At 55.4% G+C, this 14,004-nt stretch carries 13 protein-coding genes; 1 reads left to right on the forward strand and 12 read right to left on the reverse strand.

Annotated features, from left to right (window positions below; translation table 11 throughout):
- Window positions 1–3: 3 nt before the first annotated feature.
- From def to NSU18_RS06105, 8 genes are all read right to left on the reverse strand, one after another.
- Window positions 4–489 (reverse strand): peptide deformylase, encoded by a 486-nt coding sequence (gene def, locus NSU18_RS06070; protein ID WP_341021196.1) that lies wholly within the window; start codon window positions 487–489, stop codon window positions 4–6.
- Window positions 490–580: 91 nt separating this feature from the next.
- Window positions 581–3,112: a primosomal protein N' gene (gene priA, locus NSU18_RS06075; protein ID WP_341148528.1), complete on the reverse strand. Its 2,532-nt coding sequence runs from the start codon at window positions 3,110–3,112 to the stop codon at window positions 581–583.
- A complete protein-coding gene (gene coaBC / locus NSU18_RS06080) occupies window positions 3,112–4,344 on the reverse strand; it encodes a bifunctional phosphopantothenoylcysteine decarboxylase/phosphopantothenate--cysteine ligase CoaBC (protein WP_341148529.1) in 1,233 nt (410 codons plus the stop codon). The genes priA and coaBC overlap by 1 nt, the downstream gene beginning before the upstream one ends.
- A gap of 240 nt (window positions 4,345–4,584) precedes the next feature.
- A complete protein-coding gene (rpoZ, locus tag NSU18_RS06085; RefSeq protein WP_341021193.1) occupies window positions 4,585–4,785 on the reverse strand; it encodes a DNA-directed RNA polymerase subunit omega in 201 nt (66 codons plus the stop codon).
- Window positions 4,786–4,840: 55 nt separating this feature from the next.
- On the reverse strand, window positions 4,841–5,410 hold the full coding sequence (gene gmk, locus NSU18_RS06090) for a guanylate kinase (RefSeq protein WP_341021192.1): 570 nt from the start codon (window positions 5,408–5,410) through the stop codon (window positions 4,841–4,843).
- An 18-nt stretch (window positions 5,411–5,428) separates the two neighbouring features.
- Entirely contained in the window at window positions 5,429–5,689 is a 261-nt protein-coding gene (remA, locus tag NSU18_RS06095) for an extracellular matrix/biofilm regulator RemA (protein ID WP_006209218.1), read from the reverse strand.
- Window positions 5,690–5,741: 52 nt separating this feature from the next.
- Entirely contained in the window at window positions 5,742–6,632 is an 891-nt protein-coding gene (locus NSU18_RS06100) for a YicC/YloC family endoribonuclease (protein ID WP_341150992.1), read from the reverse strand.
- Between the two features lie 38 nt (window positions 6,633–6,670).
- Window positions 6,671–8,545 carry a bifunctional homocysteine S-methyltransferase/methylenetetrahydrofolate reductase gene (locus NSU18_RS06105; RefSeq protein WP_341021189.1) on the reverse strand — a complete coding sequence of 625 codons (1,875 nt, stop codon included), beginning with the start codon at window positions 8,543–8,545 and terminating at the stop codon, window positions 6,671–6,673.
- Window positions 8,546–8,711: 166 nt separating this feature from the next.
- Here NSU18_RS06105 and NSU18_RS06110 point away from each other — a divergent pair, with 166 nt between their 5' ends.
- Window positions 8,712–8,969, forward strand: coding sequence for a hypothetical protein (locus NSU18_RS06110; RefSeq protein ID WP_341021188.1), 258 nt, complete (start codon window positions 8,712–8,714; stop codon window positions 8,967–8,969).
- Here NSU18_RS06110 and NSU18_RS06115 read toward each other — a convergent pair.
- From NSU18_RS06115 to dapF, 4 genes are all read right to left on the reverse strand, one after another.
- Entirely contained in the window at window positions 8,942–10,042 is a 1,101-nt protein-coding gene (locus NSU18_RS06115) for a GerAB/ArcD/ProY family transporter (protein ID WP_341148530.1), read from the reverse strand. The two genes, NSU18_RS06110 and NSU18_RS06115, sit on opposite strands and share 28 nt — an antisense overlap.
- A gap of 40 nt (window positions 10,043–10,082) precedes the next feature.
- On the reverse strand, window positions 10,083–11,285 hold the full coding sequence (locus NSU18_RS06120; protein WP_341021184.1) for a Ger(x)C family spore germination protein: 1,203 nt from the start codon (window positions 11,283–11,285) through the stop codon (window positions 10,083–10,085).
- Window positions 11,275–12,942, reverse strand: coding sequence for a spore germination protein (locus NSU18_RS06125; RefSeq protein ID WP_341148531.1), 1,668 nt, complete (start codon window positions 12,940–12,942; stop codon window positions 11,275–11,277). The genes NSU18_RS06120 and NSU18_RS06125 overlap by 11 nt, the downstream gene beginning before the upstream one ends.
- Window positions 12,943–13,109: 167 nt before the next feature.
- Window positions 13,110–13,946, reverse strand: a complete 837-nt coding sequence (gene dapF, locus NSU18_RS06130) for a diaminopimelate epimerase (RefSeq protein WP_341148532.1) — start codon at window positions 13,944–13,946, stop codon at window positions 13,110–13,112.
- Window positions 13,947–14,004: the final 58 nt, after the last annotated feature.

A 14,004-nucleotide genomic window follows, 5' to 3' on the forward strand; every position in this document is an offset into this window, starting at 1 on the left:
CATTCACTCCTCAGTTTCACTGCGCTCTGCTGTGTATTCATAGACCTTCTCAGCAATATCCGTGAACAGCACGCCATTCAGGTGGTCAATCTCATGCTGAAAAGCCCGGGCCAGCAGGCCGCTTCCGGTAATGGTCACTTCCTCGCCCTCGCGGTTCAGGCCGTGTACGGTCACTGTCTCCGCACGGCGGACATCCCCGTTCAGGCCCGGAATACTCAGACAGCCTTCGGGTCCGAACTGCTCACCTTCCATGCTGACGATCTCGGGATTGATTAACTTGATCAACCCATGCTCTTCATCGGCATCTATTACAATCAGCCGTTTCAGAATGCCTACCTGCGGGGCTGCGAGACCTACGCCTTCCGCGTCATACATCGTATCGGCCATATCATCAAGCAATTTTTGTACATTAGGGGTAACGGTGGTTACCGTCTTCGCTTTCTTGTGCAATACTTCATCCGGTTCTTTCACAATCAGCCTGATCGCCATTTACACTAACACCATCCTTGTTCTATACATATCATTAATTTTATCGATTCCTTAGGGCAAAACCGCCTTACTATTGTAACACGCCGGAGGATTACATCAACATCTGCGGATCGACATCAATGCTGATCTGCAGACCTTTATCGCGGACGGAATCCTCAAGCTCCTCCGCCACCGTGCGTGCCAGCGCAATGGCGTCAATCGCACCGCGCCATTTGATGATGCACTGGAAACGGTACCGCCCCTTCAGCCGGGGCAGCGGCGAGGCCACCGGTCCCAGCAGATCCAGCGCATCCGAGGAGAGCTTGTCCAGACTGCCGTACCAGCGCAGCTGTCTGGCTTTGCCCTGAATGCTGAGCGCATAGTTCTCCGCCAGCTTCAGCAGCAGCGGAAGCTGCTCATGCGACAGGGTGACCAGAATCAGACGGCAATAAGGCGGGTAATGCAGCTCCTTGCGGTGCTTCAGCTCGTCCCGGACGAATGAACGGTAATCATGCCCGCTGGCATGGATAATCGAATAATGCTCCGGTGTATACGACTGCACCACCACCTCGCCGGGGAGCTGATGCCGCCCCGCACGGCCGGCAACCTGCGTCAAGAGCTGAAAGGTCTTCTCAGCCGCCCGGAAATCAGGCAGATTGAGCGCAGAATCCGCAGTAATGACCCCAACCAGAGTTACATCGGGGAAGTCTAGTCCTTTGGCGACCATCTGTGTACCCAGCAGCACATCGGCCTTCTTGTCCCTGAACTGGTTCAGCAGCTTCTCATGCGAGCCCTTCTCTGTGGTCGTGTCCACATCCATACGGATAACCCGGATACCGGGGAACAGCTTGCCCAGCTCTTCCTCTACCCGTTGTGTCCCGGTCCCGAAGAAACGAATATGCTCACTGCCGCATTCCGGACACAGCTTAGGCGCCGGTTCGGCATGACCACAGTAGTGGCAGCGCAGATTATCGCTGCGGCTGTGGTAGGTCAGCGAGATATCGCATTCCGGACAGCCGGCAACATAGCCGCAGCTCCGGCACATGACGAAGGTCGAGAAGCCTCTGCGGTTGAGCAGCAGCACCGTCTGTTCACCGCGCTCCAGTCTGCTCACCAGAGCGGCATGCAGTCTGCGGCTGAACATGGAACGGTTACCTTCCTTAAGCTCCTCACGCATATCAACTACTGCCACCTTCGGCAGCTCGTTGCCGAGCGCACGGCTCGGCATCTCCAGCAGAACCGGCGAGAAGTGGATATCGCTCTGCGATCTGGCAGCATGATAGCTCTCCAGTGAAGGTGTTGCAGAGCCCAGAATAACCACGGCCCCGCCCTGCTCTGCCCTGCGGACAGCCACATCACGGGCATGATATTTCGGATTCTCCTCCTGCTTATAGGAGCCTTCGTGCTCTTCATCCATAATAATAAGGCCCAGATTGGCGAACGGAGCGAACACGGCTGAGCGTGCTCCGACCGCAACCATCGCCTTGCCTTCGCGGATCTTGCGCCACTCGTCATAACGTTCGCCGACAGACAGCCTGCTGTGCATCACCGCCACCCCGCTGCCGAACCGGCCCTTGAACCGTTCCACCATCTGCGGAGTCAGCGCAATCTCAGGCACCAGCACCACTGCCTGCCGTCCCTGCTCGATGCAGCGCTGGATCGTCTGGAGATAGATCTCCGTCTTCCCGCTGCCGGTCACCCCGTGCAGCAGGAAGACTTCATGCGTCTGCTGCTCTACAGTGCCCACAATCCGCTTGTATACAATCTCCTGCTCCGCTGTCAGCGGTAGCGGGGTACTTGGCTTGAAGTCCCGTCCCTGGTAAGGGTCACGGTAGACTTCAATTTCACTGATTTCAATATAACCCTTGTCTGCAAGTGCTTTGACCGTGCCCGCAGTAACCTGAAGGATCGCCAGAATATCCTTGAGCGGCATCGGCAGCATGGCTTCCATATCAATGAGGTAGGAGAGCACTTCCTTCTGGCGCGCCGAACGCGCCGGGAAGCTGGAGAGCGACTCCCGGGCTGCTGACAGGCCAATAGCCAGGTCGACGGCCTTGAGCTTCTTTTTGCCCATTTTATCCTTAATCGACTGGCTCTCTGCCAGTACGCCGCGCCGCACCATAAACTTAATCGTCTCTGCAGCCTCAGGGAAGGTGCGGGTCAGCAGCTTCATGGATACCTCACTGTGTCGCCTAATGAAATCAATGATCTGCTGTTCTTCGTTATCCGCCTCCAGGAAGAGCTGAAACAGCTCATCTGCGGGGGCGCTGGCCTCCTCCTCTGTACTCCCAAGCGAGATTAGGCGCTCGGCTTTGCCCTTCAGGGCAGTCGGAAGCATCGCCTGCAGTGCGGAGATCCGTCTGCAGGCGTATCTTTGGCTCATCCAGTCGGCCAGCTCAACGAGCTCCGGCGACAGTGGAGGAAGCAGATCCAGTACTTCTACAATCGGCTTCATCCGCGAGACACCGCCGGTCTCCCCCGATTCCAGGGACACTACGAACCCCTGGACCGTGCGGGGACCGAACGGAACAGCCACACGGCTGCCCACTTCAATCCAGAGCTTCAGAGCGTCCGGGATAATATAGTCAAACGGCCGGTCGGTGCTGCGTACAGGAACATCGACAATGACCTTGGCAATATCCATTATAGTAAGGCTCCGGCAACACGCTCAGCTGCCAGCCGCAGAATCCGGCGCGCCACCTCATCCTTGGAAGCCAGCGGAAGATCAAGCACCAGACCTTCGGCATCATACACCTTGACAATGTTGGTATCCGTGCCGAATCCCGCGCCTTCTACGGCCACATCATTGGCTACGATCAGATCAAGGTTCTTGCGGACCAGCTTATCCTTGGCATAAAATTCGGCGTTGCCGGTCTCGGCGGCAAAGCCGATCAGGAACTGCTTCTCCTTGCTTCTGCCCAAACTCTCCAGAATATCAGTTGTCTTCACCAGCTCCAGCGTCATAGTGCTGCCGCTCTTCTTAATCTTCGAGTCACTGCTCTCGCGTGGACGGTAATCGGCAACCGCCGCTGCTTTTACAAGAATATCGCAATTACTCCAGCGGGCCAGGACCGCATCGTGCATCTCCTGTGCCGACTGGACGCGGATCAGATCAATACCGGCATCACGGGGCGGCGCTTCATCGGTACGCGCGGCAATCAGCGTCACCGCGGCTCCCATGGCGCGCGCTGCGCGCGCGAGGGCGAAGCCCATTTTACCCGAGGAATCGTTGGAGATATAACGGACAGGATCTATGCGTTCTACTGTTCCTCCTGCGGTAATTACCACTTTTTTGCCGGCAAGCGGCCCGGAGGTCTTCTCCTTCTGCAGTACAAAAAAGTTCTCAACCACCTTCACGATCTCTTCCGGTTCCTCGAGCCGTCCCTTGCCCACATACCCGCAGGCCAACAGCCCTTCTCCGGGTTCAATAAACTGAACGCCTCTGTTATACAGGGTATCCATATTGCTGAGGACTGCCGGATGCTGATACATATGGACATTCATTGCCGGAGCTACCATAATAGGCGCTGTTGTAGCAAGAAGCGTGGTGGACAGCATATCATCTGCCAGGCCGTGGGCCATCTTGGCGATAATGTTGGCCGTAGCCGGAGCAATCAGAACCAGGTCGGCGGCATCTGCCAGATCAATATGCGAAATCGAAGACGGGTCTCGCTCCTGGAACGTATCACTATACACCCGCTGCTTTGACAACGACTGGAGCGTCAGCTCTGTAATGAACTGCTTGGCCGATGACGTCATAATGACATGCACCTCGGCCCCCTTCTGGGTAAGCTTGCTGGTCAGCGCCGCCGCCTTATACGCAGCGATACCGCCGGTGATTCCGAGTATAATCGACTTCCCTTGTAGGCTCTTCATTTGTGCTCTCCCCCCGCTACTGAATCTATATACAGCCTCAGCCTTTCCATATAGATAGAGAAAAAAATAACAACCTTCCGGTTGTCAGGAACAGCCCGGTACGGGCTATTATTTGTTTATGAGCAGCCTGCCCGGCAGAAATGGTCCTGCCGCCCTTATTGTGGCGGCACCATTTCAAGCAAGACAAGTGCGGACAGATTATGCACCAAAGCTTCTCCAGCTTAGGCGATAAATCTGGTCCTATTCCTCGCCGCGTGTGACCACAATGCGGTCTTCATAGATTTCTTCAAGTGCAACCCCAACGAATTTGTGGGATTTCGGAGCGCTGACATCGGTCTTGCCGCCTTCGCGGAGTGCTCTGGCCCGGCGGGCTGAAGCCACGACCAGGGAATATTTACTGTCGACCTTAGTCATCATTTCGTCAATGGATGGATATAGCATGTAAGGCACCTCTTCATCTTTTACTGTGTAGCAATGGACTTATCTGCAGAACCGGTTATCTAACCTTACAATGTTCGGCGATAATAATGCTTTCTATTCGCTTGCAAGCCAAATCAATCTCATCGTTCACCACGGCATAATCATAATGCCGGATCAGACCGATCTCATCCTCGGCCACAGACATCCGGTGGCTGATCACATCAGGATGCTCCGTGCCCCGGCCGCGGATGCGGTCCTTCAGCTCGTCCATGGACGGGGGAAGAAGGAACACAAAGATACCTTCGGGGAATTTCTCCTTGACCTTGAGCGCTCCCTGAACCTCGATCTCCAGAATAATATCTCTTCCGCTCTCCAGGGTTCTCTCTACAAAGTCACGCGGAGTACCGTAATAATTGCCCACGTACTCCGCATATTCCAGCAGCATGTCGCCTTCAATCATATCATCGAACTGCTCTCTGGATTTGAAAAAATAATTGACTCCGTTCTCTTCACCCGCACGCGGTAAGCGCGTGGTGGCAGAAACAGAATAGACGAGTTCAGGCATCTTCGGCCGCAGCGCTGTGCATACCGTACCTTTGCCGACACCGGAAGGGCCGGATAGTATAATCAGCAATCCTTTTGACATAGTACACTCCATTTGTTGTTATTCGTCGTTATCGTCGTCTTTGCTGGATAGGCGGTGAGCTACCGTCTCAGGCTGTACAGCCGAGAGAATCACATGGTCGCTGTCGGTAATGATGACAGCCCGCGTCCGCCTTCCGTAGGTGGCATCGATCAGCATATGCCTGTCTCTGGCCTCCTGGATAATTCTCTTAATCGGTGCCGATTCCGGGCTGACAATGGAAATAATGCGGTTCGCTGACACGATATTCCCAAAGCCGATGTTGATTAATTTGATTGCCATGTTCCGGTTGTTCCCCCCATAAGTAACATCATAGCTTGCTCACTGGTTCTTGTCATTCGAGATTCGCCGCCTGCTCGCGAATCTTCTCAAGCTCCGCCTTCATATCAAGCGTCAGATTCACAACCGCCAGATGCGTGCACTTCGACCCTATTGTGTTGGTCTCCCTGTTCATCTCCTGGATCAGAAAATCAAGCTTGCGTCCGGCAGGCTCGCTGCCCAGCAGCAGGGCCCGGCATTGGCCGAAATGGCTGTGAAGCCGGGTCAACTCCTCATCAATATTGCAGCGGTCGGCAAAAATAGCCATCTCCATGCCAAATTTATGCTCATCCCAGGGGAAGCTCCCGTCATTCAGCAGGTTAAGCCGCTGCCGCAGCTTCTCGCGCTGCTCCTCCACAACCAGAGGCGCATATCTGCTGATTCCGGCATGCAGCTCTTCCAGACGGTCAAGTCTGCGCGTCAGATCAGCCGCCAGATAGGAGCCTTCGCGTCCGCGCATCTCCAGCAGGGCCTCCAGACTAAGCTGGAGACCCTGCTCCAGAAGCTCTGCAAGTTCTCCGGAAGCGTCAGCAGCAGCTGTCTCTTCCTTCGGTTCCATCACACCGGGCATAGCAAGGATATCCCGCAGGGACAACTCACCCTTGAAGCCATACTCCCGGACCAGCACCTCCGCTGCATCAAGATAGGCGCTCACCCTGCGGCGGTCCAGCACAGGCGTGTCAGCCGCCCCGTCGGTGAGTTCTCTATTAATAATAACATCTACCCGTCCCCGTCTGATATGAGCCTGAACCATTCTGCGCAGTCTATCCTCATACCCCGTCCATTCCCTGGGCAACCGCAGCACAACTTCGCAGTACCGGTTATTCACCGATTTGACCTCGAATGTTATCTTGTGTCCGCCGGATTGCAGGGCTGACTGACCGTATCCGGTCATACTATATGACAACGGAATCACATCCATTACACTATTGTAATTGATTATTACTAGCGAAACAAGGGGGATAACTTACGTCCTTGCTTCTTCCAAATATACTCCAGCAGCTGCACGCTCATATCATAGAACATAAACGGCGTAATCAGATAGATTCCGTTAAAATGTGCAATCGCCGCATCCAGCAGCTCCTTGGCGATCAGCACCCCTTCGGCCCGGCCCGCTTCCCCTTCGAGTCCGGCCATCCGGCTGCGGACCTCGGCGGAGAGCTGAATGCCGGGAACCTCATTATGCAGATACTCGGCATTGCGTCCGCTGGCCAGCGGCATAATGCCGATGAAGATCGGAATATCAAGGTGCTCAGTAGCCTTGGCTATCCGGGCAATCAATTCAGGGTCATACACGGGCTGGGTCATAATATAATCTGCACCCGAGGCAATCTTCTTCTCCAGGCGCTCAACCGCTTTGTCCAGATGCTTGACATTGGGATTGAATGCTGCACCGATGACGAACTTTGCGTTCTGCTTGAGCGGCTTACCGGAGAAGGCCACGCCGTCATTGAGCTGCTTGATCATACGTATAATTTCAAAGGAAGTCAGGTCATAGATCGAGCTTGAGCCGGGCAGGTCCCCGAACCGGGCAGGGTCTCCGGTCACGGCCAGCACATGGTCAATCCCCAGCGCGTCGAAGCCCATCAGATGCGACTGGGTACCAATCAGGTTGCGGTCGCGGCAGGCAATATGCACCAGCGGCCGCAGGCCTGTGCGGGCTTGCACCAGATGCCCCAGCGCCATATTGCTCATACGGGTTACAGCAAGCGAATTATCGGCCAGCGTCAGGGCATCGGCTCCGGCCCGGCGCAGCGCTTCTGCGCCCTTCATGAACTTCGCGATGTCCAGATCGCGCGGAGGGTCAAGCTCTACGATGACGGTGTGGCGTTCCTTGACCAGATCGACCAGCGTTGGCTCGCCGCCTCCCTGCCCCCCGTCATCCGCCAAATGCTCCTGCACCGCAATTCTCTCAGGCGCGCTGAAGGCAGCGGGCTCAGGCAGCGGCTCCACCACATAGCCCTTAAGGGCGGCGGAGATTTCAGCGATATGCTTAGGGGTGGTGCCGCAGCAGCCCCCGATAATCCGGCTGCCCATATCCGCGAACACCGGTGCCATCTGGCCGAAATACTCCGGTGATGCCCCGTAGCGGTACTGGCCGTCTACATAATCGGCTACGCCCGCATTCGGATAGATCGACACCGGCAGCGTCAGCTTGCCCTGTAGGGTACCCAGCGCACGCTTGATCCCGTTTGGTCCGGTGTTGCAGTTGAAGCCGATTACGTCCGCTCCGTCCTGCTGCAGAATATGGAAGGCTTCGGGAAGGGTTAACCCGTCCAGCGTCCGCGCCGAATCGTCCACCGCCAGTTGGCAGATTACCGGCAGCGGGCTGAGTTTGCGCACAGCCTTCAGCGCCAGATGAAGCTCCTCGACATCATAGAAGGTCTCCAGCATGATTCCGTCCGGCGCTTCCTCCAGAAGTGCAGCAATCTGCTGCGAGAAGAATTTCTTCAGCTCGGAGGAAGACAGATTCGCCCGTTTGCCGGCACGGATCGAGCCGATGGCTCCGACCACATAACCGTTCTCGCCGGCAGCCCGGCGGGCAATGCGGACACCCGCACGGTTGATATCCGCCACCTTGGCTTCCAATCCGAACTTCGACAGCTTGTCGTAGTTCGCGGAGTAGGTATTACTCTCCAGCAGTACAGCACCTGCATTGATGTAGCTGCGGTGCACATCCTCAATGACCTCCGGTGAGGTCAGATTCAATTCCTCGTAGGAGATGCCGACAGGGAAACCCTTTTGATACAAAAAAGTTCCCATCGCTCCGTCTCCGACCAACACGCTGTTCTCCCATGCAGAGCGCAAATCCGGCTTCACCGCAAGAACCTCCCCTTGACTGACATTAGTTTCATACTAATGTAACATAAATCGGGATGGATGATAAGCTTTAGCAGGCAAAAGAGGCAGGCGTCCGTTATTCTTGTATGCCAGTCCGGCAAATGAATCATACTACGCTTAATCTTGCCGGAAGGAGACTGCATAAATGAAGAAAAAAACAAGAAAACTGCTGCTGCGCAAATATACCGTAATTCTCCTGCTGTCGGCGCTTTCGCTGCTGTACCTGTACCTGCTGGACTTGATGCTCGGCTACGGCGCGGAGAATATCCGCTATATTCTGAATTATCTGCTCTATACTACCTCGGAGAAGCTGACTGCCGCTGTGCTGGTGCTGCTGCTGATTGTGCCGGATGCCATCTATTGGGTGAGCGGCCGTCAGCCCGGCCGGGGAGCGGAGAAATGATCACGGACCGCCGTTACAATGACCAGCAGCACCGGAATGACTATCATTAAATAAGGATACACCCTGTACAGCAGGGTCCCGCCCTCATCGAGATGTTCAATGAAGCTGCGTGCATCCAGCATGGAGGTGAAGAGGATGATCAGTCCGCAGGGATAGAGCATTCTCCGGTACGGCAGCTTGAACAGGTCCGAGATTCCGATCAGCGCGGCAGCGAAGAAGACGGCCATTTTGAAAAACACCCCGATGATCAGTACCATAACCACGAAAATGTCCACCCGCTGGATGATATCCGAAATGGAAATCTTGCTGATCGTCGGCATCAGCGGGAGCGGCGAGCGCTCTACAATGTCAGCACCCAGAACCGAAACATTCAGAGCCATCGTGAAGCTGAGCAGCAGCGCGGAGAATACCATGGCGGCGGCGATGATCCAGGGCCCTTTTTTGACACTGGACAGATACGGCATCAGCATAGTGAAGCACACCATCTCCCCGAAAGGAAACATATAATTCTGATGAATCACCGAGCTAAGCACAGGCTGGAAGCCATTCTCCAGTACAGGCAACAGTCTGTGCAGATTGATTGTACCGGAGAGTATCAGCATCACTGTCCCGAACAGGCCGATTCCCAGAACGACAAATGCGAATACCATGGACGTTCTGCTCAGTACCTCTATCCCCTTATGCAGCACATATGCTCCCGAGAGCAGCATCAGGGCGCTTAAGATGAACAGCGGAGTATTGTGCATGGTCGACATTGCAAGCATAGTGCTGCCATCGCGCAGATCCCGGGCGGCCAGGTTTATGTAGAGAACAATGTAGAGCAGGCCTACCGGTGCCCCGATATATTTTCCGAGAATTTGCCGTGTATAGGCTGTAAAAGGCTGGTCCGGGTGCTTGCGGTACAGATAGGCGTATCCCGTGAACACGATCAGCCCCGCCGCGCAGCCGATCAGGATGGAGAGCCAGGCATCACGGCCTGCCCCCATTCCCAGATTAACCACCAGCGCCGTGCCCAGCTCGAACAGCACCGTCAGGCTGAAGAATTCGCCGAGTCCGATTTTGACCTTACCCATATTTCGTGGACCTCCTCACCCGGTTACCCTACCGGCAGACTTAATGAATCTGAAAAGAGTTGCTGCGCATATCCGTATGCCGGATGACCACATCCGCATCGAACCGGATCTCACAGTCAGCGAATACATTCTCCCAGTGGTCCCTGACCTTCTTCCAGCCGCGCGGGTCCTTCCGCTGCAATGCCCGTCCGAAGCCGAGATAATCGCTGCCCATTTCTTTGGCGGTGGTTATAGCTGCCTGGACATGCTTCACGCTTTCTTTTATAAGCCGGTCTGACAGCTCTTTCAGCACTTTAGGCGAGGTAAGATCGAGCGGACCCGGAGCCTCCTTGAGCGCTGCCTGCTGAGTGATCTTGACCGTAAAGACCGGATGCTCCGGGTCAGACGACTCGACTGCAAGCGACACCTGGGACTGATAGACATTGAAGGAGAGATAATTGCCCTCCTGCTGCTTGAGCAGAACCGGGAACTCTTTGATCCGATTATGCAAAAGAACGGTGCCCAGTGCAGCGTCACCCGTAAGCCAGCCCTTCAGCTTGTCATCCTTGAACGCCGCCAGGGAGGAGACTCTCAGGATCGACCCGGGTTCGATATTCTTCAGGCTGTCATTGCTGCCCGATGCCGGAGTCCACCCTCCTCTCGTGTATACCCCGTTGATCACCGGACCGCCTCCTCTGATCTCAATTCCCCGGATCACATCGTCTACGGCCATGCGGAAGTTATACCCGAACTGCTTGGAGGTCGTCTCCAGCTTTTCCACCAGATCATTGGCCGGGATTTTGCTGAATACAGTCATTGTGGACATGATCTCACGCGCAGGCTGTCCCTTGGAGATGAAGATCAGGCTGTTCAGCCGGGTATCGCTCTCCCGCTCCAGCACATCCAGAAGATCCTTGATGCCTTCGCGGGCGAAGACCTCCGAGATCACCAGCACCCGCACATGGCCCAGAGAGAGGAAGCGTGCCGTCTGGCGGGAAGCATCTGCGAGCGCCTCGAACATCGTACGGCCTGCACCTGTGTACAGCGCAACCGGTGATATGCCTCTGCTTTTCTCTCCGGAGATTTCCTCCGCTACTATCACTTGAAAAGACAGCTTGTACCGCTCAGCCTCAGAGTCGCCTTTATCGATCGCTACCCCCGAGACAATCGCCCGCCGGTTGAGTTCAACACTGTCCCAGCAGCCGGTAAGCAGCAGCATTGGAAGGATAAGCATCAGCCCCAGACGGAAAATTCTATTCTTCACGGTTCTCCTCCTTAGCCCTGGCATTCTTGCGGATTAACGGGGGCAACTGCTCCTCATGACCGGTCGTTAACAGCATATAATCCGGCATTTCTTCGCGCATCTGTGCCGGCGGCTTGTCCGGCCCGATCAGCCAGAGCGGCATTCTGAACAGCGTGTCCTTCTGCCCTTTAATGGAGAGCGGCACGAAGGGGAAGAGATAAGGAACGCCGAAGGATCTCAGGCTGCTCATATGCGCCACCAGCAGGATCAGGCCCAGTGTAATTCCATAGAAGCCGAATATACTGGCCATGATCAGAAAAGCAAACCGGATAATTCTCCCGGCAATCGCCAGGTTGTACGCCGGAAGCGCAAAGCTGGCAATCCCGGTCAACGCCACTACGATGACCATGATAGGCGCAATAATCCCGGCCTCGACCACCGCCGTTCCCAGGATAAGCGCACCGACCACAGAGACCGTCTGCCCGATGGCGCGCGGCATACGTACTCCGGCTTCGCGCAGGATTTCAAAGGCCAGCTCCATCAAGAGCAGCTCTACAAAGGCCGGGAACGGCACATTCTCCCGCTGGGAGAGCAGGTTGATCAGCAGCGTGGTCGGAATCATCTCATAATGATAGGTAGTCAGCGCAAGGTACACCGAAGGCCCCAGAATCAGCACGAGGAAGCTCAAATAACGGACCAGCCGCATCAATATGGTAATATCGAACCGCTGGGAATAATCCTCGGCAGATTGAAAAAATTGTGTAAACACCGCAGGAAGAATCAGCACAAACGGCGTGCCGTCCACAATAATGACCACCCGGCCTTCGAGCAGATTACCCGCTGCCACATCCGGCCGTTCCGTGTTGTAGATTGTCGGAAAAGGTGTGAATGTCTTGTCCTGGATTAATTCCTCAATGTACCCGGATTCCAGAATCTCATTCATGACAATTTTGTTCAGCCGGTCTCTGGCTTCATGGATCAGATCCTCCCCCGCAATCCCTTCCATGTACATCAGTGCTACATGGGTATGGGTCTCAGAGCCGATTTTCATGACTTCCAGGCGCAGCTTGGCGGATTTAATTCTGCGGCGGATCAGCGAGATGTTCGTGGCCACCGACTCGACGAATCCGTCCTTTGGCCCCCGGACCACGAGCTGGGAGGATGGCTCACTGACCGCCCGCTGCTCCCCGCCCCTGGTCCCGCACAGAATTGCTGCCCGGCAGCCCTCCAGCAAAATTACTGTGTCCCCGGAGAGAATAGCAAGCATGATCTCCTTCCAATCCTCCTGCAGCTCCGCGTTACCTATCTCCATAGCGCGGCTAAGGATCTGCTGCGGGAGCGAAGCTTGTTCCCGGGGACTGTCAGCGCCGCCAGCCGTGCTGCCGGGGAACAGCTCCTCCGTATGATTCAAGAGCGAGCCCAGCACGAATTCATTCACAGCCGCAGAGTCCGCCAGCCCGCTCAGATGAACAGCGGCCGCTTGCAGCCGGCGTTCTCCTCCGATCTGGATTCTGCGAATCTGAAGATCCGGGCTGTCACCAAGCTCCGTCTGAATGTGGAGCAGACTTTGAGCGACCGTATCTGCAAGACCCAAGGGAACGCCGCTCTGCGGCCGTACCGATTCCGGTGCAGTCTCTGCTCCCGCCTTCTGTGTTTTTCGGTTGGACCCTGATTTCATACCCGCTCCTCCTCCCTGATTCCATACAGGGTTCTATTATTCGCGGATATGCCTGCCATTATTCGGCTTTTCTTTCATGCTCAGGCTCATACTGGCTCTGAATTACATTAAAAATCCCCTGCATCTGACATGCAGGGGATTGCAAATAGTTCCATGGGAATCAGATATCAGATGTTCACTGAGCCGGTGTATACCACCTGGGCCGGGCCGGTCATATAGACATGATTGTCTTCCTCGTTCCATTCGATGAACAAGTCGCCGCCCTTCAGGCTGATGACCGCCGAGCGGTCCGTCACTCCGTTCAGCACGGAGGAGACCAGAGTCGCGCAGGCGCCTGTTCCACAGGCCAGGGTAGGACCGGCTCCGCGTTCCCAGACGCGCATATCCACGTGGCTGCGGTTCACCACGGTGGCGAATTCCACATTCACTTTGCGCGGGAAGAGCGGGTGAACCTCCAGCTTCGGTCCCCAGGCAGCAAGATCGAACGTTACGGCATCATCCACATAAATGACCGCATGCGGATTCCCCATGGAGACTGCGGTGAATCTGAACGCTGTGCCGTCCGCTTCAATCGGCTGGTCCAGCACAGGCTCCGCGTCAATCGCTACAGGAATCTGCAGTCCGGACAGAACCGGCTCGCCCATATCCACCGTCACGCTCTCCACGATCCCGTCCTTCACCTTCAGGGATACCTTCTGTTCTCCGGCGCCAATCGTCTCAATGACAATCTGCTCCGATTCCACCAGACCATGCTCATATACATATTTGGATACACAGCGGATTGCATTACCGCATTGCTCAGCCTCAGAGCCGTCAGAATTCATGATACGCATCATGTAGTCACCGCGCTGCGAAGGGAGAATGTACACCAGTCCGTCTGCGCCGATGCCGAAGAACCGGTTGCACAGCGTAACTGCCAGCTCCGGGGCATTGCCCGGCAGCTCTTCCTCGCCGAATACGATAATAAAATCATTGCCCAATCCGTGCATTTTAGTAAATTCCATTGTCAGGTCCACTCCTATAAGTAATCTCAGCTATTTTCACATTCCTGATTCATCATAA

Source organism: Paenibacillus sp. FSL H8-0048 (assembly GCF_038002825.1).
In the GTDB taxonomy this organism is placed as follows: Bacteria; Bacillota; Bacilli; order Paenibacillales; family Paenibacillaceae; genus Paenibacillus_AQ.

Coding starts and splice junctions, on each gene's coding strand:
- def (WP_341021196.1), bottom strand. CDS start 489: ATGGCGATCAGGCTGATTGTGAAAGAACCGGATGAAGTATTGCACAAG.
- priA (WP_341148528.1), bottom strand. CDS start 3,112: ATGGATATTGCCAAGGTCATTGTCGATGTTCCTGTACGCAGCACCGAC.
- coaBC (WP_341148529.1), bottom strand. CDS start 4,344: ATGAAGAGCCTACAAGGGAAGTCGATTATACTCGGAATCACCGGCGGT.
- rpoZ (WP_341021193.1), bottom strand. CDS start 4,785: ATGCTATATCCATCCATTGACGAAATGATGACTAAGGTCGACAGTAAA.
- gmk (WP_341021192.1), bottom strand. CDS start 5,410: ATGTCAAAAGGATTGCTGATTATACTATCCGGCCCTTCCGGTGTCGGC.
- remA (WP_006209218.1), bottom strand. CDS start 5,689: ATGGCAATCAAATTAATCAACATCGGCTTTGGGAATATCGTGTCAGCG.
- NSU18_RS06110 (WP_341021188.1), top strand. CDS start 8,712: ATGAAGAAAAAAACAAGAAAACTGCTGCTGCGCAAATATACCGTAATT.
- NSU18_RS06115 (WP_341148530.1), bottom strand. CDS start 10,042: ATGGGTAAGGTCAAAATCGGACTCGGCGAATTCTTCAGCCTGACGGTG.
- NSU18_RS06125 (WP_341148531.1), bottom strand. CDS start 12,942: ATGAAATCAGGGTCCAACCGAAAAACACAGAAGGCGGGAGCAGAGACT.
- dapF (WP_341148532.1), bottom strand. CDS start 13,946: ATGGAATTTACTAAAATGCACGGATTGGGCAATGATTTTATTATCGTA.